Annotated in this window: 29 protein-coding genes; 13 read left to right on the plus strand and 16 right to left on the minus strand. The window is 69.4% G+C overall.

The window, feature by feature from the left end:
* Window positions 1-5: 5 nt before the first annotated feature.
* From ACTWQA_RS38985 to ACTWQA_RS39030, 10 genes are all read left to right on the plus strand, one after another.
* Window positions 6-239 carry a hypothetical protein gene (locus tag ACTWQA_RS38985; protein ID WP_443163951.1) on the plus strand — a complete coding sequence of 78 codons (234 nt, stop codon included), beginning with the start codon at window positions 6-8 and terminating at the stop codon, window positions 237-239.
* Window positions 240-242: 3 nt separating this feature from the next.
* On the plus strand, window positions 243-1,163 hold the full coding sequence (locus ACTWQA_RS38990) for a hypothetical protein (RefSeq protein ID WP_443163952.1): 921 nt from the start codon (window positions 243-245) through the stop codon (window positions 1,161-1,163).
* Window positions 1,160-1,624, plus strand: a complete 465-nt coding sequence (locus ACTWQA_RS38995) for a hypothetical protein (RefSeq protein WP_443163953.1) — start codon at window positions 1,160-1,162, stop codon at window positions 1,622-1,624. The genes ACTWQA_RS38990 and ACTWQA_RS38995 overlap by 4 nt, the downstream gene beginning before the upstream one ends.
* 16 nt (window positions 1,625-1,640) lie before the next feature.
* On the plus strand, window positions 1,641-1,853 hold the full coding sequence (locus tag ACTWQA_RS39000; protein ID WP_443163954.1) for a hypothetical protein: 213 nt from the start codon (window positions 1,641-1,643) through the stop codon (window positions 1,851-1,853).
* Between the two features lies 1 nt (window position 1,854).
* Window positions 1,855-2,004: a hypothetical protein gene (locus ACTWQA_RS39005; protein ID WP_443163955.1), complete on the plus strand. Its 150-nt coding sequence runs from the start codon at window positions 1,855-1,857 to the stop codon at window positions 2,002-2,004.
* Window positions 2,001-2,792, plus strand: coding sequence for a CHAP domain-containing protein (locus tag ACTWQA_RS39010; protein ID WP_443163956.1), 792 nt, complete (start codon window positions 2,001-2,003; stop codon window positions 2,790-2,792). Before ACTWQA_RS39005 ends, ACTWQA_RS39010 begins: the two co-directional genes overlap by 4 nt.
* A 60-nt stretch (window positions 2,793-2,852) precedes the next feature.
* Window positions 2,853-3,092, plus strand: coding sequence for a holin (locus ACTWQA_RS39015; RefSeq protein ID WP_443163957.1), 240 nt, complete (start codon window positions 2,853-2,855; stop codon window positions 3,090-3,092).
* A gap of 20 nt (window positions 3,093-3,112) precedes the next feature.
* Window positions 3,113-3,910, plus strand: coding sequence for a DUF6338 family protein (locus ACTWQA_RS39020; protein ID WP_443163958.1), 798 nt, complete (start codon window positions 3,113-3,115; stop codon window positions 3,908-3,910).
* A gap of 489 nt (window positions 3,911-4,399) precedes the next feature.
* Complete coding sequence (locus ACTWQA_RS39025; protein ID WP_443163959.1) at window positions 4,400-4,708, plus strand: hypothetical protein; 309 nt, start codon at window positions 4,400-4,402, stop codon at window positions 4,706-4,708.
* Window positions 4,709-4,990: 282 nt separating this feature from the next.
* On the plus strand, window positions 4,991-5,245 hold the full coding sequence (locus ACTWQA_RS39030) for a hypothetical protein (protein ID WP_443163960.1): 255 nt from the start codon (window positions 4,991-4,993) through the stop codon (window positions 5,243-5,245).
* A 650-nt stretch (window positions 5,246-5,895) separates the two neighbouring features.
* Here the strand turns inward: ACTWQA_RS39030 and ACTWQA_RS39035 are convergent.
* The 15 genes from ACTWQA_RS39035 to ACTWQA_RS39105 all read right to left on the minus strand — a co-directional run bounded on the left by ACTWQA_RS39035 (window position 5,896) and on the right by ACTWQA_RS39105 (window position 16,317).
* The gene (locus tag ACTWQA_RS39035) at window positions 5,896-6,378 is read right to left on the minus strand and encodes an NUDIX domain-containing protein (protein ID WP_443163961.1); all 483 of its coding nucleotides are present in this window, start codon (window positions 6,376-6,378) and stop codon (window positions 5,896-5,898) included.
* Window positions 6,375-7,373 (minus strand): hydroxymethylbilane synthase, encoded by a 999-nt coding sequence (hemC, locus tag ACTWQA_RS39040; protein ID WP_443163962.1) that lies wholly within the window; start codon window positions 7,371-7,373, stop codon window positions 6,375-6,377. The genes ACTWQA_RS39035 and hemC overlap by 4 nt, the downstream gene beginning before the upstream one ends.
* A 134-nt stretch (window positions 7,374-7,507) precedes the next feature.
* A complete protein-coding gene (locus ACTWQA_RS39045) occupies window positions 7,508-7,717 on the minus strand; it encodes a hypothetical protein (protein WP_443163963.1) in 210 nt (69 codons plus the stop codon).
* Window positions 7,718-7,775: 58 nt separating this feature from the next.
* Window positions 7,776-8,132 carry a hypothetical protein gene (locus ACTWQA_RS39050; protein ID WP_443163964.1) on the minus strand — a complete coding sequence of 119 codons (357 nt, stop codon included), beginning with the start codon at window positions 8,130-8,132 and terminating at the stop codon, window positions 7,776-7,778.
* Between the two features lie 68 nt (window positions 8,133-8,200).
* Window positions 8,201-8,530 carry a hypothetical protein gene (locus ACTWQA_RS39055; RefSeq protein WP_443163965.1) on the minus strand — a complete coding sequence of 110 codons (330 nt, stop codon included), beginning with the start codon at window positions 8,528-8,530 and terminating at the stop codon, window positions 8,201-8,203.
* Complete coding sequence (locus tag ACTWQA_RS39060) at window positions 8,527-9,381, minus strand: SAM-dependent methyltransferase (protein ID WP_443163966.1); 855 nt, start codon at window positions 9,379-9,381, stop codon at window positions 8,527-8,529. Before ACTWQA_RS39060 ends, ACTWQA_RS39055 begins: the two co-directional genes overlap by 4 nt.
* The gene (locus ACTWQA_RS39065) at window positions 9,378-9,647 is read right to left on the minus strand and encodes a hypothetical protein (protein WP_443163967.1); all 270 of its coding nucleotides are present in this window, start codon (window positions 9,645-9,647) and stop codon (window positions 9,378-9,380) included. Before ACTWQA_RS39065 ends, ACTWQA_RS39060 begins: the two co-directional genes overlap by 4 nt.
* A gap of 60 nt (window positions 9,648-9,707) precedes the next feature.
* Window positions 9,708-10,934, minus strand: a complete 1,227-nt coding sequence (locus ACTWQA_RS39070; RefSeq protein WP_443163968.1) for a helix-turn-helix domain-containing protein — start codon at window positions 10,932-10,934, stop codon at window positions 9,708-9,710.
* A gap of 89 nt (window positions 10,935-11,023) precedes the next feature.
* Window positions 11,024-11,329, minus strand: a complete 306-nt coding sequence (locus ACTWQA_RS39075; protein WP_443163969.1) for a hypothetical protein — start codon at window positions 11,327-11,329, stop codon at window positions 11,024-11,026.
* The gene (locus ACTWQA_RS39080; RefSeq protein WP_443164011.1) at window positions 11,310-11,615 is read right to left on the minus strand and encodes a WhiB family transcriptional regulator; all 306 of its coding nucleotides are present in this window, start codon (window positions 11,613-11,615) and stop codon (window positions 11,310-11,312) included. Before ACTWQA_RS39080 ends, ACTWQA_RS39075 begins: the two co-directional genes overlap by 20 nt.
* Window positions 11,616-11,958: 343 nt before the next feature.
* On the minus strand, window positions 11,959-14,136 hold the full coding sequence (locus ACTWQA_RS39085; RefSeq protein WP_443163970.1) for a hypothetical protein: 2,178 nt from the start codon (window positions 14,134-14,136) through the stop codon (window positions 11,959-11,961).
* Between the two features lie 49 nt (window positions 14,137-14,185).
* Window positions 14,186-15,154, minus strand: coding sequence for a hypothetical protein (locus tag ACTWQA_RS39090; RefSeq protein WP_443163971.1), 969 nt, complete (start codon window positions 15,152-15,154; stop codon window positions 14,186-14,188).
* 325 nt (window positions 15,155-15,479) lie between these two features.
* On the minus strand, window positions 15,480-15,743 hold the full coding sequence (locus ACTWQA_RS39095) for a hypothetical protein (RefSeq protein WP_443163972.1): 264 nt from the start codon (window positions 15,741-15,743) through the stop codon (window positions 15,480-15,482).
* Window positions 15,740-15,898, minus strand: coding sequence for a hypothetical protein (locus tag ACTWQA_RS39100; RefSeq protein ID WP_443163973.1), 159 nt, complete (start codon window positions 15,896-15,898; stop codon window positions 15,740-15,742). The genes ACTWQA_RS39095 and ACTWQA_RS39100 overlap by 4 nt, the downstream gene beginning before the upstream one ends.
* Before the next feature lie 29 nt (window positions 15,899-15,927).
* Complete coding sequence (locus ACTWQA_RS39105) at window positions 15,928-16,317, minus strand: helix-turn-helix domain-containing protein (RefSeq protein WP_443163974.1); 390 nt, start codon at window positions 16,315-16,317, stop codon at window positions 15,928-15,930.
* Between the two features lie 162 nt (window positions 16,318-16,479).
* Here ACTWQA_RS39105 and ACTWQA_RS39110 point away from each other — a divergent pair, with 162 nt between their 5' ends.
* Window positions 16,480-16,800 carry a hypothetical protein gene (locus ACTWQA_RS39110; protein ID WP_443163975.1) on the plus strand — a complete coding sequence of 107 codons (321 nt, stop codon included), beginning with the start codon at window positions 16,480-16,482 and terminating at the stop codon, window positions 16,798-16,800.
* 31 nt (window positions 16,801-16,831) lie between these two features.
* Window positions 16,832-17,065, plus strand: a complete 234-nt coding sequence (locus tag ACTWQA_RS39115; RefSeq protein ID WP_443163976.1) for a hypothetical protein — start codon at window positions 16,832-16,834, stop codon at window positions 17,063-17,065.
* Window positions 17,066-17,220: 155 nt separating this feature from the next.
* On the opposite strand, the gene ACTWQA_RS39120 is transcribed toward ACTWQA_RS39115, so the two are convergent.
* On the minus strand, window positions 17,221-17,598 hold the full coding sequence (locus tag ACTWQA_RS39120) for a hypothetical protein (RefSeq protein WP_443163977.1): 378 nt from the start codon (window positions 17,596-17,598) through the stop codon (window positions 17,221-17,223).
* A 335-nt stretch (window positions 17,599-17,933) separates the two neighbouring features.
* Here ACTWQA_RS39120 and ACTWQA_RS39125 point away from each other — a divergent pair, with 335 nt between their 5' ends.
* Window positions 17,934-18,191, plus strand: a complete 258-nt coding sequence (locus ACTWQA_RS39125) for a GntR family transcriptional regulator (RefSeq protein ID WP_443163978.1) — start codon at window positions 17,934-17,936, stop codon at window positions 18,189-18,191.
* Window positions 18,192-18,985: the final 794 nt, after the last annotated feature.

Genomic DNA, 18,985 nt, shown 5'->3' on the forward strand with positions numbered 1-18,985 from the left:
AGGCCATGGCATACCAATGGAGCAACCAGACGATCACTCCGGCGGGGAAAGTCGGGTTCACCGTCTCCGATGGCACCTATTGCCTGGACTTCGTCGGCGGACCGTGCGGGGAGGGAGTCAATCAGGAGCAGGCGGCCGCCCTGGTGGGGGCGATGAAGGACGCTCTGGAGGCCGCGAACCTGACCGTGGGCACCATCGCGACGTGGGGCGGCGCCAGTTGGACGCTCACCGAGGTGTGACCGATGACGGACACCCTGGTCGGAGCGGTCATCTCGGCCCAGGACTTCCCGCCGGCCGTCTGGGCCAGCGATACCACCGCCAACAGCGACATCAGCAGCACGTCGTATATCGCCGGCACGCCCACGGTCAGCGTGACGTTCACCGCGCCAACGTCCGGCGCCGTGCTGCTATCCGTCGGCGTGGCCGCCAGCGACAACGGCGGCACCAACCGCGTCCACCTCTCCCCGGAGGTGCGCGAGAACAACGTGTCGGGGGCGGTCGTGCTCGCAGCCGACGTCACCAACCGCGGTGTCGGCACCCCCGGGGAGGCCTCGGCCAACACCCACCGCTCTCGGACGACGTTGCTGACCGGGCTCACCCCCGGCGGAACCTACTTCGCCCGCACCATGCACAAGGTGTCTGGCGGCACCACGGCGGACATCGCTGTCCGCGAGATCACCGTCATCCCGACCCCGCTCGGCAGCTCGTTCGCGGGCCGCCCGGTGCGGGCACTCGACTACCCGCCTGCGGTGTGGGCTCAGGACACGACCACGATCACCAACCCGTCAAACAGCTCCTACATCACGGGCACACCCGAGGTGTCGGTGACGTTCATCGCGCCGACGTCCGGCCGGGTGCTGATCGTGGTCGGGGGCGGCCTCGGCAACTCCGCCGGCGCGGACAGGATCTTCCTGTCGCCCGAGGTGCGGCTGACCAACAGCGGCGGCGCCCTGGTCCTGAGCCCGAGCGTGACCAACCGCGGGTTCGGCTCCGACAACAGCAGCTCCGGTTTCCATTACGGGTCGAGGGAGTCGGTCTTGGAAGGTCTTACGCCTGGTCAGGTGTACTACGCAGTCGTCAAATACGTCGTCGCCACGACGGAAGCCGGCGCGTCGGCAGCGGATATCGCGGCCCGTGACGTCACTGTGGTGTCGATCCCATGAGCGACATCGAATCCGGCGACCTGGTGCGCACATTGCCGCCGACGGCGTTCGTGCACGACGACACGACCCAGGCCAACCTGACCAACACCTCGTACGCGACCGGAAGCCCGGAGGTTGGGGTGTTCTTTGTCGCCCCACCGTCCGGCCGCGTGAGGTTGACGATCGGCGGCGGGTTCCGCGACAACGGCGGCTCTGCCGTCGACCGCGTATTCCTGGCACCGAACCTGTTCCGCGACAACAGCGGCGGCACCGAGGTCCTCGCCCCCAGCGTGACCCTGCGCGGCTACCTCAGCGTGGCTGCGGACACCGAGTTCCAGTACGGCTCCCGCGTCAGCCTGATCGAGAACATGACCCCGGGTCAGCTCTACTACATCCGCACCATGCACCTCACCTCAGGAGGCACCGACCCGGACACAGCCGACATCGCCGCCCGCGACCTGATCGTGATCCCGCTGCCATGACCGGAAGGAGGTCGATGTGACCGAGACCGCAGACACCGAGAGGCTCGCCCGTATTGAAGGCAAGCTCGACCTGATCGTGTTGCAGGTGACTCAGGTCAAGGACACCAGCAACGACCATGAGTCGCGGCTGCGTGTCCTGGAGCGGTGGCGCTACAGCCTGCCGCTGGGCCTGGGAGCTGCGGGCGGGGTGGGGTTCGAGCTGATCGCGAAACTGGCAGGAGGAGGGTGAGGTGACCGAACCGCGACCGGAAGCCGAGCTCGTCGCCGAGGGCGTCGACCGGCATGACTGGGGACCGACGGAGGGCGACGAGGAGGCCGTGCTGGAGGGCCTGTACGGGCCGCCCGACCCTGATGGCATCTACCGCGGGGAACCGGCGTGAGCGCCGCCGGGATGCTCGCTCAGATGCGCAAGGCGCTGGGCTGGGGCGAGCCGAATGCCGTGCACCGCTGGTACGGGGCGCGCAACGGCGCCGTGTTCGGCAAGGGGAGCACGCCGTGGTGCCAGATGACCGTCACGTGGGCCGCCTGGCACAGCGGCAACTACGCCGCGGTGTGCCCGCGCGGGGACCGGGCCTACACGGTGTGGTCGGCGGAGGACGGCGAGCGGCTGGGCCGCTGGTACGCCGGCACCGCGGAGAACATCCGCAAGTACGCCCGGCCGGGGGCGGTGGTCTACATCGACTGGGGCGGCAGCGACCGGATCGGCCGGATCGATCACGTCGGCATCGTCGAGGTGAATCTCGGCGACGGCAGGCTCCAAACGATCGAGGGCAACACCGCCGACGCCTGCAAGCGCAGGGTCAGAGGGCCGTCGGTCATCGCCGGCTTCTGGAACCCCGACTACGAGCCCAAGGAGGGCAAGAAGATGACCGGAGAGGCGCTGTTCAAGACGGTGTGGCACCGCGACGCCATCAAGGTGCCATGGGGCACGCCGGACAACCCCACGTGGCAGCCGCAGTCGATCCTCGTGGACAACGGCAAGCGGCTTCGCGCGATCGAGGCCAAGCTGGACGCGCAGAACGCGACGATCCGCGAGCTGGTGGCAGCGCTCGCGCAGCGCGACAGCGAGATCGACGTCGATGCGGTCGTCCAGCGTATCGAGACGGCGATCGCCGGGATCACGGTCCGGCTCGACGTCGGCGACCAGCCGCCGGTTCCGCAGCCCTGACGATCTTCCTATTTTCCGCCCTCAGATGAGGGCGGTCCGTCCCCCACCTGTGAGGTGATCATGAAGAGGCGGCTTTTGACTGGCCAGTTCTGGAGCGACGCCATCGAGCGAATGGTGCGCGCTGGAGCGTCGTCCGCACTGGCCACGATTGGCACCGGCACGATCGGCATCCTCGACATTGCCTGGCCCGCGGTCGGCTCGATCGCCGCTGGCGCGGCTGTGCTCAGCCTGCTCATGTCGATCGTCGCCGGCACCACTGGTGACCCGGCCACCGCCGGATTTACCGTCGACACCCGATAAGTCGCCGCTACCGTTGGCGCATGCCAACGTCATTGTCAGCTCTGCTGCTCTTCGTGGTGCTGCAACTGCCTGGACTCGTCTACGTGCTGGTTTGGGAGCGTAAGGCGCCGCACCGGCGGCCGTCGGCGTTCCGGGAGACGGCGCAGGTGGTGTTTGGCAGCGTGCTGGCCGAGTTGGCCGTCCTCGCGCTGTTCTTCGCCGTCCACGCGGTGGTGCCGGCTGCCACGCCGGACGTGGACAGGCTCGTGCGCGAGGGCAGCAAGTACGCCATCTCGCACTGGGTGTCGCTGACATGGTGGGGAATCGCTCTGCTCACCGCGGCGACGCTCCTAGCCGCGGCTGCCGCCTGGTGGACGGCGGCCCGACCTCACCCGTCCACCCAGTCGGCGTGGTTTCACCTCTTCGCGGATCGCCCGCAGAGGATGGCAGGTGAGTACGGCAAGCTGCCCGAGGCCCGGGTGTGCTGCTTGCTCGATGACGGTTCCCAAATGGAGGGGAAGCTGGCTTGGTTCAGCCGGCTCAGCAGCGACGTCACCGACCGGGACCTCATCCTCCTAGCACCACTGGTTCGCTGGGATGAGACAGGCGGTGAGCAGGCACTGACCAGCCACGCCGTGTGTCTGTCAGCGCGATCCGTGCGGGCCGTGCAGGTCCGCTACGAGTTCCCGGCCGCTCCTCAATCTCCGCTCGTGGCGGGGGCCGGCGAAGAGCCGTCCGTCGACGTCGGCGCCGGGGCTGGCGAGGACGAGGGCTTGACGATCATCGACCCGGGCGGCGCGGCAGGCTCAGGCGCTGGCCAGGCCACCGGTAGCGGATAACCTTCCTTGACCTGGGTCGGACCCGGGGTGGGCGGCTTGGGCAAGGTGGCTGGACGCTCAGCCTTGGGCGGCGGGGCTTGGGCTGTTTCGCGCTGGGTACCATCAGACATCGTCGATCTCCTATCCAGATCGGCCGCGCCCCGGACCGTTGCGAGCGGTGCCGGGGCTTTGTCGGTGCATCACCTTACTCGACGATCAGGCCGCGTACCGCGCTGTAGCCTGGCTTCTGGCACTGAGTGAGCACTCGTCCTGCGGCTACTTCGGGACCTTGCCCGTGCCGCCGCACTGGCGGCAGTTGACCCGCTTCTGCGTGGTCACGTCGACGCCTTCGCCGGCCCAGGTTGTACTCACCGCAGGTGGGAGTGGCCCGGCTTGTGGACGTCGTGGCAGGCGCGGTGTGCCTGCGCAAGTTCTGGCGACCCGAGGTGTTAACTGGCCGTGTCTGATCAACTTCAGACAGTCATAGTCCCGTGTCAGAAGGAGTGCGTTATGGGCATAGCCATAAGGATGACCATCATCGGGGGCGCGATCGCAGCAGCCCTCGCCACGGGGGCCGCTGCAGCCAGCGCGGACTCGGACTCGCCCAACGCCACCGCAAGCAACCAGGTGGGGACCTTCTACGGCAACAACCTTCAGATCCCGATTAGCTTCGCCGTCCCGGTCGGCCAGATGCCAGTCGCTGCGGCCGTCCCGGTCAACCAGGTCCCGGTTACCGCCGCCATCCCGGTCACCCCCTGGAGGGTTGGCATCCCCGTCCTCGGGACGTGGGTACCGGGACTCGGGGTCACGTCCCACTAGCCATAAGGTCGTGGCCCCTGGCGTAACAACGCGCCAGGGGCCTGGAGCAGGCCGGGGCCCCTGCCGGCGTCAGCAGAGCGACCGCGGCAAAGGGCCCTGGCCGTCCGAGGCGCTGACCGGCGCCGTCGGAACCATGCAGGAAACGGCATAACTACACGCATTGGAGAATTTGAGAGCCCGGGCCATGGGGAAGTGGCCCGAGCTGTGGGCGTGGCTTGATCAGGCACCGGGTACCGGTCGAAGGTCCCCCCTTCCGTTCGTTGGGGGAGGCGACCACGCGTCATGACCGCTGCCAAGGTGCCCGTGCATACGCTGGACACCGCCCTGGATGCGCTGATCCGCGCCTTTGCCGACGCGGCGACGGCAATCAGGGCCATCCCTGATGACCAGGCTGCCCTGTCCAGCGCCATCCAGGTCTGTGACGTGCTGAAGGAAGTGAGCACGGCCGCCTCCGGCCTGCGCACCACGATCAGGGTGCGCGTTCGGAGCCGGTTGATCGACTCGGCCGTATGTCGGAAATCGGCCCAGGCGTGGTGAGCTGTCGTTGATCATTGAAGCGACGAAATCAACCGTTGACGTGCCGGGGACGGCCTCCACCCTGAACACCGTCCCCGACTGTACCTCGCCCGGGTGCGAGGCGCTGAGGCCCCGGCAAGGTGTGATCCCGCCGGCGCGGTCTCCGTTTGGTGCGCCTTGGAGGCCGCATAAGCCATCATGCGAGTCGCGAGAGTCGATGTGTAGCAGCCTGGTCCTGTCGCGGTAGACCCTTGTCGAGTTTTGACCCGGGGCGGCTTGTTTCCGGCGCGCGGCTTGCCGATAGGAGGGGCGCGGCGGGAGGGCTGTCTGGCAGGCGCGCCCCCGGTCAGACAGCCCTCGTGCGGGCAAAGGCCCTCCAGCCGTTAGCCCGCCAGCTATACATATCAGTTACTTTCTGAACACGGAGGGCAATCAAGCGGGAAGCCGCACCAGTTCTCCTACTCCGGCACTGGTGCGGCACCCTCAACGAGGAGGCCGATACAGATATGCGTCTGCTGCTGGCCCTCACCTTGATCGCCATCGTGGGCGGCGTGCTGTTCTTCTTCGTCCTCGGGCTGTTGTACCGATAGCCCCCGCCCCTTCGCCGGCGAACGGGAGGCAGAGGGTGGCGGGGCTTCTTCGCGCCTGGACTCAGGTACAGGCCGAACCCACTAAGCGCACGGCTGCTGCTCGATGTAGCGGCCGGGTCCGAGTCTGGCGAGGGTAGACAGGCGTTCGGCCAGCAGCGGGTGCGCCGGGAGGTTCGCCGCTGAGGGGCTGATCAAGCGCCAGGCGTCCACCTCGCTGGTCTGGAGTTCGATCGCGTCCAGGTCGGCCAGCGTCAGCGTCCGCGTGGCGAACAGCAGCGCCAGCCGGTCACGCCTGCCGGGGCGGCCGGGGACCCAGGATGCGATCAGGAATTCGTGCGCCGGCAGGGCCAGGCCGATCTCCTCGCGGGCCTCGCGTTCGGCCGCGGCCCGGGGACGCTCTCCGGGGTTTGCTCGGCCGCCGGGGAGCTGCCAGCGGCTGTGATCGCCGGCAGTGCGGAGGATCAGCCAATGGCCGAGGCGATCGGCGGCCAGCAGATGCGCCGTGATGACGCATCCGTCCGGCCGCTGGTCGGGAGGGGGCTCGGCGGGTGGGCCGCTGCTCATTTCCGGGTGGCGGTGATCAGATGGCGGGCGCCCTGGTGGAGCAGGTCGGCTGCGACGCGAGAGCCCAGCGTGGCCGGATCGGAGGGGTTGCCCCACAGGTGAGCGCGGACGAAGGCCGAGCCGTCGCGGTTGAACACCATCCCGTACAGGCTCATCTGCCCGTCCGGGGTGGTGGAGGCGTGGCCGGCGATCGGGGAGTTGCAGTGGCCGCGCAGCATGTGCAGCATGGTGCGCTCGGCCAACATGTGCGCGGCCGTCGCAGGGTCGTTGAGCTCGTCCAGCAGCCGCATGATCGGGCTGTCGGCGGTGCGGGCCTGGATACCGATCACGCCCGCGCCGACGGCCGGCACCATGGACACGATGCCCTCGTCGACGGGGTGGAACTCGAGCGGCAGGACCTCGATGTGCCGGTCCAGGGCGTCGATGCGGCCCAGCCCGGCGCGGGCCAGGATCAGCGCCGCGTAGGCAGGGTCCTCGTCGAGCTTGGCCAGGCGGCTGTTGACGTTCCCCCGGATACGCTCGCTGCGCAGGTCCGGCCGGTGCATGTGGAGCTGGGCGCGCCGCCGCACGCTGCTGGTGCCGATGACCGACCCGGCGGGGATGTCAGCCAGCGGGGTGCCGTCGCGGGTGACCACGACGTCGTGCACGTCCTCGCGTTCCAGGTAGGCGCCGAACGCGGTCCCCTGAGGGAGCGGGACGTCGCCGGGCACGTCCTTCATGCAGTGCACGGCGATGTCCACCTGCGCCGACATCAGGGCGCGGTCGATCTCCTTGGTGTAGTTGCCCTTGCCGCCGAGCTCGGCCAGGTCGCCCGGCCACAGGTCGGCGCTGGTGGTCATGGGCACGAGCTCGACGTCCAGGCCGGGCACGCGCTTGCGGATCCGGTCGCGTACGTCGTTGGCTTGGTGCAGGGCCATGGGTGAGCTGCGGGTGCCGATGCGCAGCGGCCGGTCGACGAACGTGTCGCTGATGAGGTCGATCAGGGCGTCGGTCATGATGGGTTCTTCCGGTCGGTCGAGGTAAATGGCGAGCTTATGGCTCCTGGAGGGTGGGCGGCCGGCGAACGGCCGTGAGGCGGCACCCCCGCCCGGGCACCCCTCCACTTTCCTGTGGCGCCGGGCGGGGCGGTCTATGCGCCGGTGGCGAACACTCGCCGCAGTCGGATGACGCTGAGGACCAGGGCGACCGTGGTCATCGCCACAGCCCCGGCCGCCGCCTGCCAGGGGATCATCGGCACATGCCCGCTCACGACCCAGCCGAGTAAGCCGATGGCCAGGGCAAACATCGTCAGCATGCAGAAGAAGTCCACCTTCTCTCGCTGCTTGGATTTCTTTGCCACGATTACGTCCTTCCTATCTATCCGCAGGTGAATGCCCAGGTCCTGGAGGGGCCGGGGTTCATGCGCCGATTCTTCGGCGTCGCTCAGGCGAGCAGCGGTGCTGCGCGGTCAGCCCGTTCCACACCTCGACGGCCTGGGCGTACACGCCGCGCCCGGTCTCCTCCTGCTTGTCGCTGTCGCCGGTCCATCGCAGGACGAAGTACTCGCCGCCCTCGGCAGCCAGCTCGTACTCCCCGCAGCAGGACGTTGCGTGGATGCGCAGGCGCGCGGCTCGGGGAGCGTACGGCCTCCACTTGTACATGGCCACTCCTGATTGAAGGGCCGGGGCCGCGCGGGTGAGCGCACGGTCCCCGGCCGGGGCCAGGGGCGCGGCGGCGGGCACCAGGGCTGCGGAGTCACCGCCGCGCCAGCTCATGGGGTGGTGCCGGGGTGGAACCCCGGGCCCGCCGCGGTCCGCGCAGTCGCACGACGGGCCCAGGGGGCTCAGTACGGGCCGGTACGGGGCCGGGCGTCGTGCAGCAGCGCGAACTGCCAGGCCAGCGTGGCGGCGAGCGCGATGGCGTCGCTCTGCCGGATGGTCTGCCGGATTCCGGCCGCCGCTAGCTCTGGGGTCATCGGCCGGCGCAGCGCGGCTGTCCACCACGCCTGGCCGGACGCATCCTGCTCGCGGCCGATCTCCCACGCCGGGTAGGTGTTGCGCAGGACCGACTGCTGACGGCCGGCCACGTCCAGCAGGAGCGCCGCCTGCGCCAGGACCTGGCGCGCGTTCCGGTCGGCGGCCCGGACGAGAGCATGCACCTGAATCGCGGTCATCGCTCCTCCGGCAGGAGGCCGACACCCAAGCGTGGGACCGGCACGATGCGGGCCACGCCCGCGTACAGGTGCGGGGTGCCGTCGTCGTTGACCGCCCGCGTGATGTCGTCCGGGTCGTCGGGCCGCCAGGCATACGTCTTGACCAGCCCGGGCGAGATCAGGGCGCACCCGGTGAGCAACTGCAGGATCTCCTGCCGGGTGCGCAGCACGACTGGGCTGACGTGCTCGGTGTACACCTTGACCGCGGCCGCCACCTTCTCCTCCAGCAGACCATCGCGCCGGCCCACGCTGAACACCAGGTGGCTGCCGTGCGCCAGCCGCTTACGCAGCCGGCCGATGAGGTGGGTGACCTCCGCGTCGGTCATGAAGTGCCACACCGCGCCCATGATGACCGCGGTCGGCACGCGCGGCTTGATCACCGCGCGCAGCTCCGGGTCGTCCAGGACGGCGTCGATGTCACGCAGGTCGTGCTCGATGGTGACCACGCCGTCCCCCCGGCACAGGGCGCGCAGATGGCAGCACACGGTGGGGTTACGGTCGACGTAGGCGAAGCGCGCCCCGGGCTCGGCCACCGTGTCCAGGTGCGGTTCGGCCGGGTAGCCGGCGCCGAGGTCGACGAACTGGTAGATGCCCGCGTCGGCCAGGTGCCGCACCGCGCGCCGCAGAAACTCCTGGTTCGCTCGGGCGGCCTGCGGCGCCCCGGGGAAGATGCGCCGTATCTCGGCCGCGAGGTCGTGGTCGGGGCCGAGGTGGTCCTTGCCGCCGTACAGCGCGTTGTAGACCTCGGCCTGCCTGGCCGGCTGCACCGGGGCGGCGTCATCGGCGCGGCCCTGCGGGCGGGTGTCGGTCATGACCCGACCACCCGCAGAACGTGCAAGATGCGGTCAGCCACCGCCTGGACGTCGTCGGCGGGGCCGATCTCGGGACCCCAGACCCAGTGGTACCGCTCGCCGATGTGGGCGATCGAGTCGTTGAACCCTGCGTCGGCCGGATTGCGCACGTGCAGAAACGGCCGGGCATCGGTGCCGCGGTGGTCAGCGAGCCATCCGCGGCTCTCCAGTTCGGCGCGGAGCAGGTCAAGCTGCTCTCGGGCGCTGATCGCCGTGTCGGTCTCCATGACCACAGACGGTAAGGAGCATGTCACGGCTGGATTCCGCTGGAGCGGAATCACCTAGTGTCAGTGCGGGACGCCCATCCGCGCCGCCATCCCGCGCAGCTCCCGGCCCCCTGCGCTGCTGGTCGCCTGCTGGAGGAGAACGGCGACCGTCTCCCGCACACGGGCGTCGTTGCGGATGCGCTGAGGAGCGACGCCCTCGGCCCGCCGCAGGTACCTCACCGCCAGGTCCCGCGTCGCCCGATCGCGCGCCAGGCCCCGCCCGACGTCGGCCAGGAACGACGCCCGGCGCGACCCCACGGGCGCCAGCTTGGTCTCATCCACCCGCTGGGCGAGCTCGGCCACCGCTCGGCCCGACACCCCGGACTCCACCCCGACACCGACCCGCCACACGCCCACGTTCGTCGCCGAGAACTGCATCCACGCCGAGCTTGGCTGATCCTGCACCTGGCCGGCGAGCTCGTCGGCCTCGTCGAGCCAGTGAGCCGCCGCGGTGTGGTTGTTCACCGCGGCGGCGGCGAGCGACGCCGTCAGGGTGATCATGCCGAGCACGTGGATCCCGACTGGGCCCGAGGCGTGGGGAGCGAGCGCGTCCGCGGCCCTTTCGGCGGCGGTCAAGGACCTGGCCCACGACCCAACCGAACCGACCTTCGGCATGGTCAGCACGGAGACGAACGCGGCCTTGCCCTTCTCCACCGGCGCGTCCAGGCCGGCGGCGGCTTCCCAGGCCCGGCGGGCGGCCAGGTGGGCGAGGTCGCCGTATCCCAGGTTGCTAGCGAGGTGGGTGGCGGCCACGCAGGCGTCGACCATCGCCCTCAGCGCCAGGGCGTGAGCGGCTTCGTCCTCCGGGTCGGCGGTGTGGACGTGCAGCTCGTCGACGACGTCCGGCAGGCGCTCGCCCAGCGCATCGTAGTCGCACCGCACCCGCAGCCTCTCGATGACGCCCAGCTCGGCCACGAGCTCGGCCAGGGGGCGGGCGCGATCGCAGAGGGGGTTGTCGAGGCTGTTGGTCTGCAGCGCCATACGGAGGTGCGGGATCGCCACGTGGGGGCCGGCCTGGACGGGGTCGGCGGTCAGGTGGGGGCCGCCCACGATGTCGGTCTCGGAGACGCGCAGGGCGGCGGCGAGGCCAGCGATGTAGGAGCGCCTGTCGAGCGCTTTGAGGCCGCGTTCGATGTCGGACAGGTGGGTCTTAGAGAGTCCGGCCTGGCCGGAGAGTTCGACCAGGCTCATGCCGCGCCAGCGTCTAAGGGTCCTCAGCCGGGCCCCGATGGTAGTCTCGTCGTACACAGCCCTGCACCTCCTGAACGGGTCGCACCTTCAGGCTACGGTGTGGGGCTTTTACTGTGCCATGGGATGGCCGTATCTCCCGCGCACGACTACTTCGGGAGTCGCCCGGAGCCGCCGCATGGCCGGCAGCCAACCCACTTTCGGGTGACGACCTCTCCACCAGAGGGGGTCTTTACCTTCACGTCCTCGTACCAGCCGCCAGCGCCCCGGCACTGGCCGCACAGCTGCTTCGGGGTCTCTTCCTTCGCGGCGTCGATCTTCGGTGCCGGGTCGGCGGTCGGCCCGTACTGTTCGGCGATGTCCCGGGCTTCGTCCTGGGTGAGGAAGGGGAAGTGCACGGTGCTGCCTCGCGGCGTGGTGATCGTAGCGAAGTGATCACGCTCTGTGGGGTCCATGACTCGACCGTAGAAGCGTGAACGCGGTTCGGCCAGCGACTCCTGGAACCTGTCCCGCTGCGGCGTGCACGCGCCTGAACCGTCGCCGCTCCAGGAGCGTCAGCCCGCCCCACACGCCGAACTGGATCTCCTCGGCCAGAGCGTAGTCGAGGCACTCCTGCCGGACCGGGCAACCGGCACAGATGACCTTCGCTCGACGCGGCGACTCGCCCCGCTCCGGGAAGAACACCTCCGGATCAACCTCCGCGCAGAGCCCCCACGACATCCACGACGTGGCGGTGGCCATGTCCTGTAGATCGGCCAGCGCATCGGTCAGCATGATGCCTCCTTGGTCACGGTCTGTAGATCACGGATGTCCACGGGATGCCCAACGGATCTTGCTCGGGATGTCCACGGGCGACGTCCGACAGGCACACACCCCCCGCGCGTACGCGCGTGTGGAGTATGGGGGTGTGTCTCCGTGGACATGCGGGCATGCTCGGGTGTCCGGTCACGGTCTGTAGCTAGATCGCCGGGCCGCCCGGGGTGATCGTCCGCCCACTCCCCCGGACCGCCCGCCACAGGCCCTCTATCCCGCGTCACCGCATGATCCACTACCCGTATCCCCTGGTCACGGCAGTGGGTTCCGGTCATAGCCCCTCCTCCCCTCGCGACGACCTCCGTGCCTTGAGCGCCCTCTCGATGCGATCCACGCCCGCCGCGAGCGCCTCAGGCGACACGATCGATTTCCACTCCCCTTTGCTCGGCTGCTCGAGCAATCCCCCGTCGCGCCACGCCGCCAGCCGTTCGCTCACCCACTGCCGCGACCGGCGCGGCGCGACAGCGTCAATGGCTTGCGCGGTCGTCACGACGGCGCAGCCGTCTGCCTCCCCGGCGGGGGAGCGGACGAACAGGCCGCACAGGGTGCGCAGTGACTCGTCTTCGAGATCGTCAACGCTGGTGACCTTGTCGGGGATGGTCTCCGACACCATCACCCGCGATCGGCGCGCGGCAGCCGTACGCAGCGGCCTCACGTTCACCTGCTCGGCGGCCTCCACGCGCGCCCGGGCCTCCTCGACCATCCGCCGCTGCTCGTCCGAGCAGTAAGGGAGCAGATGATCGGGCAGGCGAGCCCACCTGTCCGCGTAGTGAGGCAGCTCGGCCGCGGTGGACTCCTCCAGCCGTGGCGCAAGGTGCGCCGTCTCCGCCGCCGCGGCGGCAAGGTCGGCGTCGGCGATCTCGGGCGTGTACAGCAGTGTTGGATGCGCCGAGCCGGGGAGCTGGATGTAGAACGCGCCCGTGGGCAGCAGGGTCGTGTCCACGCGTGTCCAGTCGCGCAGCACGAATTGGGCATCGGCCTTGTGCCGTGTCCCGCCGCACGCGTTGCGCGTGAACAACGGCCGCAGGTCGGGGTGAATAGAGCCCTGTGACAGGTACTGGGAGGCGATCTCCGCGCCCCACCCGGTGGCCCGCCCTTGCGAGAAGGCGATCTTCGCCGCCTCGATGGCCTGCTGATTCGCTCGTTTCTTCCCGAGCTCCTCGCTGAACTCGTCGTACAGCACGATCACGCCCGGGATCTGCGGTGACAGCGGCAGCACCTGGTTGTGCTCGGGCTTCAGCAGACGCCCCCGCAAGGGGATGCCCGCGGCCATGGCCTGCAGGACGCGAATGGCCTCGTCCCGGTCGGTCGCAATCCAATCGATGCGGGGGAGCAAGCTGGCGAACGTGCGGCCGGAGTTCTTCCGGTCGATGACGATGAGCAGATAGTCCGGGCAGTAGGCCAGCAGCCTGCCGATGTGCCGGAGAAGGTTGGACTTGGCCGAGCCGGGTTCGCCGCCGTACAGGCCGCGTGTCATGCCGGTCTTCGTGTACAGGTCGACATACACGTCGCGGCCCTGGTCGTCCTGCCCGAGCCACAGCGGATCGGCGTGCGTCGAGGGCAGTCGTGAGGCGTCGAATCTCACGACGCGAGCGCTGATCTGCCCGTCCTGCCAGATCACCAGCACCCTCGCCGCGCTGGAGTGGTCAGGGTCTTGGCGGATCTCTTTGATGCTGCCCTCGGGCCAGTGCATGCCGGCCTCGATCTGCTGGCGGAGCTTGTCCAGGCTGGCGCGGGTGACGCGCACCGGCAGGCGCAGCGGGAACAGCACGCGCCCGGTCGGCTCGACGGCCGGGCGGGACGCCACGACGACACCGGCCGCGCCGAGTTCGGCCAGCACGGCAGGCAGCGCGCTGACCCAGTTGCGGACCCGTAGCCGCAGATTCCGCCACGCTCGCAGGTCTCGGGGGATCCACCAGGCGGCGAGTACGGCGGCGGTGATGGCGAGCCATGCCGCGTTCGTGATGGTGGTGGGCCCCCCAGCGGTGGCCGCGGTCGCCCACACGCCGAGCACCGCGGCGGCACCGGCCACCGTGTCCGGCGGTACGGGTAGCACGCCTGTGCGGTCGGCGAGCAGGCGCGCTGCCGCGACCATGGCCGCCATCACGAGTGCTGTACCGGCCCACGGCGCCCGCAGGCCGTAGGCCGCGCAAGCCGCGGCGTACGCCGCCGCGCAGGCCCACCACGGGGCGTGCCACTCCCGGTGCCGCCACAGCCTCCTGCAGACGCGCTTGACCACCCACCAGACGGGGACCCGCAGCACCCACCACGCCGCACGGACCGGCCACGGCAACCTGCTCTTGCGCTCAGGCGGCGCGGCGGGGACTGAGACCGGTTCGCCGGCCGTACCGCCCTCGCGGTGCACGGCCAGCGTGCCGCCCGAGCGGCGGCGCCGGGCCACGTTCCAGGTGACGCCGAGGGCGACGACCAGGAGCAGCGACAGGAGCATCAACGGCCACCGCGAGCCACGGCGACAAGAGGGCTACGCGTGGTGACGCTCACCGGGACGTCTCCACCAGCTGGCCGAGGTACGCCTGGAGGCGGCGGGCCCGGTCTGTACCTACGTCCATCCGGTCCTTGATCGTCCGGACGGTCGGGGGCTCGCCCTGGACGACGTCGGAGAGGAAGTGATTCAGGGCCAGCGGGTAGTACGGGGCGTCGCGGTCCGGCGCTGTACCGGCTTGTACCTGGCCGTTGATCGCGGGCTCGTCGTCGCCCTCGGCCGGCGCCGGGATCGGGGTAAGCGGTGTGCCGTTGACCTGCGGAGGTACACCTGTGAACGGGTCAGGTACAGCGGGCACGGCGGGTGCCGCGGACGGCTCGTCATCCTCGCGCTGGTGGTCGGCCGGCGGGGTCTCCGCGTCCTCCTGGTCCTCGGCCGTGATGGCCGCCGGCACGGGCTCAGGTACACGATCGAGCGCCACCGCGGCGGCGGTCTCGGTGGCCCGTGCGGCACTGACGAACGCCGGCGATTCCCGCAGGAGTTCGTGCAGGGCGGCGAGCGCCATGAGGTCGATGATGATGGAGAAGAACACCGCGGGCTCGTGCAGAGGTACACCGGGGATGGGGTCGGGTACGGCGTGCCGCAGCAGGTCGTAGATGCCGAGGAAGGACAGGCCGAGTCCGCCGAGCACGAGGGCGAACGTCAGGGTTCGCCGGAAGGGGCCGACCTTCTCCTTTCGGAGGGCGCGTAGGGCGACGGCGTGGGACTGCATGGCGGCCAGGGCGACGGGGGTGACGCCGTACAGGATGGCGAGCAGCTTGGGCAGGCTGGTCGCGGTCCAGGCGTGCCAGGTGTTCATGCTCATGGACACGACCGCGGCCAGGACGAGCACGCCGATCGCCCAGAAGCGGCCGGGCGGGCTCGGCGGCGCGAGATCCACAGCACCCTGAGACGGCGGCGCGGCCGTGACGGGCTCGGCGGGCTGATGTTCACGGCGGATGCGCCGTGAGAACCTCTTGAACACGATCGATCTCCTGGGATCGGTTGAGGTCCCCGGCCGGCGGTGAGGTCGCCAGGCCGGGGACCGGCTTATGGTCAGCGCGTCACTTGAAGATCAGGTGGCCGATCGTGATCTGAGCGACGTTGGCGAGCAGGATCACCAGCGCGATCACGATCATGTTGAAGAGCATGGGTCGCATGTCATCTCCGGAGGGCTGGGGGTGGCAGGGGTCAGCCGTCGTAGTCGGCCTGCTCGATGAAGCGGTACTCCCACTCCGTGGCGCGGTCGAGCTCGGCCCCTTCGCGCCACGGGATGGGCTGCTCGGGGGCGGTGGCGAGGTCCGGCATCGTCAGGCCTCCCTCTCGAGCTCGGCGAGGTGGTCGCGCTCGGCCGCGTCGTCGTCGGCATACAACTCGGCCACGCCCGCGAGCGCCAGAGTCTCCTCGCACCGGTGGCCGTACACCACCGCGCGCGGCGAGACCGGGTTGTTCGACTCGCACGCCAGGTCATAGGCCATTCCGGTGCGCCACCCGCACGGGGTGTGGGTCAGGTGCGCGAGGTGGCCCCAGTAGCCCGTACCGGGCTCGGCCGTCCAGTCCGCGGGCAGCTTCACGTGGTCTTCCCCGTGAGCCTCTCGGCCGCCTTGGTCGCGTCGTCGAGCGCCTTGCGGGCCACGGCGCTGGTCTCGGCCGCGGCCTCCTTGTGCTTGCCGGTGCGCGAGAGCGCCTCGGCGGTGGCCAGGTGCGGCTTGGGCTTCTTGCTGTTCATGGTGCGTAGCGCTCCTTACGTTCGGGTGGTCAGGCGGCGCGGCGGGCCGTGACGGCTTCCAGCAGAGCGACGGCGGCGCGGTGGTAGCACGGGTACTTGCCCCGCTGCCCGGCCGGGCAGGTGCAGCCGGCGTGGTGGGTGAGGTAGGTGGTGGTGCCGTCGCTGCTCACCGCGGTGTAGAGGCCGGGGCGGCTGGTGGGGAGGATGCCGCCGTCCTCGATGAGGGCCCGGGCCTTGTCGATCGCCTGCGGCTTGAAGCCGTCCAGGCCGGGCGCGGCGAGGGTGATGACCCACCGGCCGCCGACCTTGGCGGCGTTGAGCTTGCCGTGCTGGGCGTGGCGCTGGGCGGTGCGGATGGAGACGCCGAGCGCGGCGGCGGCCTCGCGGGTGGTGACCTGGATCTCGCTGCTGGATTCCATCCTGAACCCCTCCTAGCTGGGCTTCCGCCGGGCTTGCTTACAGTCCGATCTTAGGGGTACCCTCTCACATAATGCAAGAGGGTACCTCTAAAGACTCGCGAGTCGCCAAGGACGGGTTACGAGGTGACCTCTACACTGATCGACATGAGGAGGCCCGCCACCGTGCTGCGCAAACTGATTGAAGACCTCCGCGCAATCACAGATCCCGGCGAACGCGCCGCCATGGCGACCGAGGCGCTCGAACACGTAAAGGCCGTCAACGCCGAAGTCGCCGTAATCCGGCAGGAAGCCGCCAAGGAACTCCGCGACCAGGGCCTCACCTACAAAGAGATCGGCGAGCGCATCGGCCCCGAGGGCCGACCCCTGCACTTCAGCCGGGTCTCCCAAATCCTCAAGGGCGAGCCCACCGGCCGTTGGGCCCGAGCGGCCCGCAAGGAAGGCGAGCAGGAAGGGCAGGCCGGCGACGACGCCGAGTCCTCCTGATCTCAGGGCTTCCTGGAGGAGGATGGCGTGCATGGAATCTGCACGCGTGATCCTCGAAGTGGTGGCCGGCCTCGTTCCCGGGATGCCGCAACCGGAAATGACCCGTCGGTGGGTGCTCACCAGCGAGGACTGGGAGGGCCTGAGCGACGAAGCCAGGGGCATCGCCTTGGCCGAGCTCAACGGGAAGGCTCAGGGGTACGCCGGGTGGCTCATGCTCCAGCCGGACCGGCTGAACTGGGTCCGGCTCGACTGGCTATGGCCCTAGGGGGCGGTGCGCCGGTCCCGCCGAGCAAGCCGGGGCCGCCGCCCGCGCCTACCTCAGCGGGCGGGCCGGCCGTCACGTGGAGGTTAGCCTCGCCGCGGCCCCGGCGTGGGGAAGCACCGGGCCTCATCTATCCGATGTACGGAGCGAGACTGTGTCTACGACGGGCTGTCCGGTGTGCTCTGGCTGCGGGATGCGCGCCTTGCCGATCTTCCGCGAAGCATTGCGATGATGGCCCCGAGCACGAGCGTGGCACCAAGTAGCACTCTGACCCAGGCCCAGAACAGGACGGACTGAATCGGGCCGGACGCAAGCCCGCCGAAGGGGTTGTCGCGCAGCGATTCCACCTTCTGGAGGAGTTCGCTCGTGCGGACGACGATCACGACGGCCGGGTCGCCGATCACGGTAGTCCCCAGCATGGTGAGGGACACGGGCCACAACAGCAGCAGCGCCCCGATGACGATCGCGCTCCACAAGGCGAGGCGCTTCATGAAGGTCCGGTCGATGGTGATGTTGACGCTGGGCTTGTCGTTCATCACACCGCCTTTCGGGTCTGGCCTCGGCTGGTGAGGCCAGCGGCGAGGATACGCATGATCACTCCTTGGGATGGCGTGTGCACGGAGTGTGGACGTATCCCATTGCACCGCGGTTGACAGCCGCTGTCTCAGAAGACGAAGCGGTACATGCCCGCCCGCTGTGGATGGCCACTGCGCGGGACGCGTGAGACCACGGGCTGTGCCGCGGCCGCTGGCCGGCGCGAGTCCGGCCGCCAGCAGACGGTGGGGCCTGGCTGGCGGCCGGAGGCTTCACCTTAAGTGGAGACGGGTATCCCGATTGAGAGCGGGCGGGTCCGGCACTACGTTTCGTGATCATGACGGTGGACCACTACGACCCGACGCCGAAGTTCGTCCAGATCGCGAACATCGTGCGCGCCCAGATCAAGGCGGGTGAGCTGGCACCCCTGGACCCGATCCCGTCGGAGTCCCGCATGGTGCAGATGCACGGGGTGGCGCGCAAGACCGCACGTATGGCGCTCCGGTTGCTGGCGGAGGAGGGGTGGGTGTTCACCATCCAGGCGCGCGGGACGTTCGTGTCCCCGCGGGAGCGGTGGCCTGAGTCGCGGGAGTAATGGCAGACCGTTGCCGGACCGTGGCAGACCATTGCCAGACCCAACGGTCAGGCAATGGTCGGCTCTCACCGGTCGTAGTCGGTAGCGGAATATGCGGGCCGACCAGTTATTTCGGTACTCCACGATCATGACCAGCATTAGGCGATCATGGACAGGAAGGCACTTTTAATCCGTAGGTTCCGGGTTCGAGCCCCGGGCGCCCTACCACTCCACACCCCTTCCGACCTGCACTTTCTCGATTCTCGGCCCTCTTTTCCGAGGTGGAGATGGCCGAGTTCATGCTCGTCACATGCTCTTCGGCACGCGTCCGGCACATCGGCGGGCCGACAGCGAGATCGAAATGAGCCGGTTCGCGCTGCCGGGTATCGGCCACCCCGGGCCGGACTGTAAAGCCAGCCCTGAGCGGCACCCAATCGAAGGGCATGGCGGAAGGGTCAGCGGGTTAGACACACCCGGTATGACCGTAGACCCGTCCAAGCAGTGGTCAAGCTGCCTTCGGCCGCGTTCGCGGGCCATCACGCGGCGGTCGTTCATCTTGCAGAGCTCGAATCAAACTGCACTGACCTGCACCCCGGCAAGTGCGCGGATCTTGATTTTTAACGCTTAAGCAGTTGCTCGAACCACTCACTGCTGGTCAGCGGCACCGGGCACCACCGGGGTACGGCCCCGTCGCCCACAGGTCAGGTTCTCGCGGGCTTCGGGCCGCCGGTGGGATGGCCTTCTCGGCTACAAGGTGCGGCCAGATATCCGGGTCAGGGATAGCGGCCTTCGCCTTTCGACCGCGCGCCGGGGCG

Origin of the sequence: Nonomuraea sp. 10N515B, from assembly GCF_052245915.1 — a bacterium.
In the GTDB taxonomy this organism is placed as follows: domain Bacteria; phylum Actinomycetota; class Actinomycetes; order Streptosporangiales; family Streptosporangiaceae; genus Nonomuraea.

Coding starts and splice junctions, on each gene's coding strand:
- ACTWQA_RS39030 (WP_443163960.1), top strand. CDS start 4,991: ATGACCGCTGCCAAGGTGCCCGTGCATACGCTGGACACCGCCCTGGAT.
- ACTWQA_RS39065 (WP_443163967.1), bottom strand. CDS start 9,647: ATGGAGACCGACACGGCGATCAGCGCCCGAGAGCAGCTTGACCTGCTC.
- ACTWQA_RS38985 (WP_443163951.1), top strand. CDS start 6: ATGGCATACCAATGGAGCAACCAGACGATCACTCCGGCGGGGAAAGTC.
- ACTWQA_RS39055 (WP_443163965.1), bottom strand. CDS start 8,530: ATGACCGCGATTCAGGTGCATGCTCTCGTCCGGGCCGCCGACCGGAAC.
- ACTWQA_RS39025 (WP_443163959.1), top strand. CDS start 4,400: ATGGGCATAGCCATAAGGATGACCATCATCGGGGGCGCGATCGCAGCA.
- hemC (WP_443163962.1), bottom strand. CDS start 7,373: ATGACCGACGCCCTGATCGACCTCATCAGCGACACGTTCGTCGACCGG.
- ACTWQA_RS39020 (WP_443163958.1), top strand. CDS start 3,113: ATGCCAACGTCATTGTCAGCTCTGCTGCTCTTCGTGGTGCTGCAACTG.
- ACTWQA_RS39050 (WP_443163964.1), bottom strand. CDS start 8,132: ATGAGCTGGCGCGGCGGTGACTCCGCAGCCCTGGTGCCCGCCGCCGCG.
- ACTWQA_RS39125 (WP_443163978.1), top strand. CDS start 17,934: ATGACGGTGGACCACTACGACCCGACGCCGAAGTTCGTCCAGATCGCG.
- ACTWQA_RS39035 (WP_443163961.1), bottom strand. CDS start 6,378: ATGAGCAGCGGCCCACCCGCCGAGCCCCCTCCCGACCAGCGGCCGGAC.
- ACTWQA_RS39080 (WP_443164011.1), bottom strand. CDS start 11,615: ATGGCCACCGCCACGTCGTGGATGTCGTGGGGGCTCTGCGCGGAGGTT.
- ACTWQA_RS39075 (WP_443163969.1), bottom strand. CDS start 11,329: ATGGACCCCACAGAGCGTGATCACTTCGCTACGATCACCACGCCGCGA.
- ACTWQA_RS38995 (WP_443163953.1), top strand. CDS start 1,160: ATGAGCGACATCGAATCCGGCGACCTGGTGCGCACATTGCCGCCGACG.
- ACTWQA_RS39115 (WP_443163976.1), top strand. CDS start 16,832: ATGGAATCTGCACGCGTGATCCTCGAAGTGGTGGCCGGCCTCGTTCCC.
- ACTWQA_RS39105 (WP_443163974.1), bottom strand. CDS start 16,317: ATGGAATCCAGCAGCGAGATCCAGGTCACCACCCGCGAGGCCGCCGCC.
- ACTWQA_RS39100 (WP_443163973.1), bottom strand. CDS start 15,898: ATGAACAGCAAGAAGCCCAAGCCGCACCTGGCCACCGCCGAGGCGCTC.
- ACTWQA_RS39015 (WP_443163957.1), top strand. CDS start 2,853: ATGAAGAGGCGGCTTTTGACTGGCCAGTTCTGGAGCGACGCCATCGAG.
- ACTWQA_RS38990 (WP_443163952.1), top strand. CDS start 243: ATGACGGACACCCTGGTCGGAGCGGTCATCTCGGCCCAGGACTTCCCG.
- ACTWQA_RS39120 (WP_443163977.1), bottom strand. CDS start 17,598: ATGAACGACAAGCCCAGCGTCAACATCACCATCGACCGGACCTTCATG.
- ACTWQA_RS39060 (WP_443163966.1), bottom strand. CDS start 9,381: ATGACCGACACCCGCCCGCAGGGCCGCGCCGATGACGCCGCCCCGGTG.
- ACTWQA_RS39085 (WP_443163970.1), bottom strand. CDS start 14,136: ATGCTCCTGTCGCTGCTCCTGGTCGTCGCCCTCGGCGTCACCTGGAAC.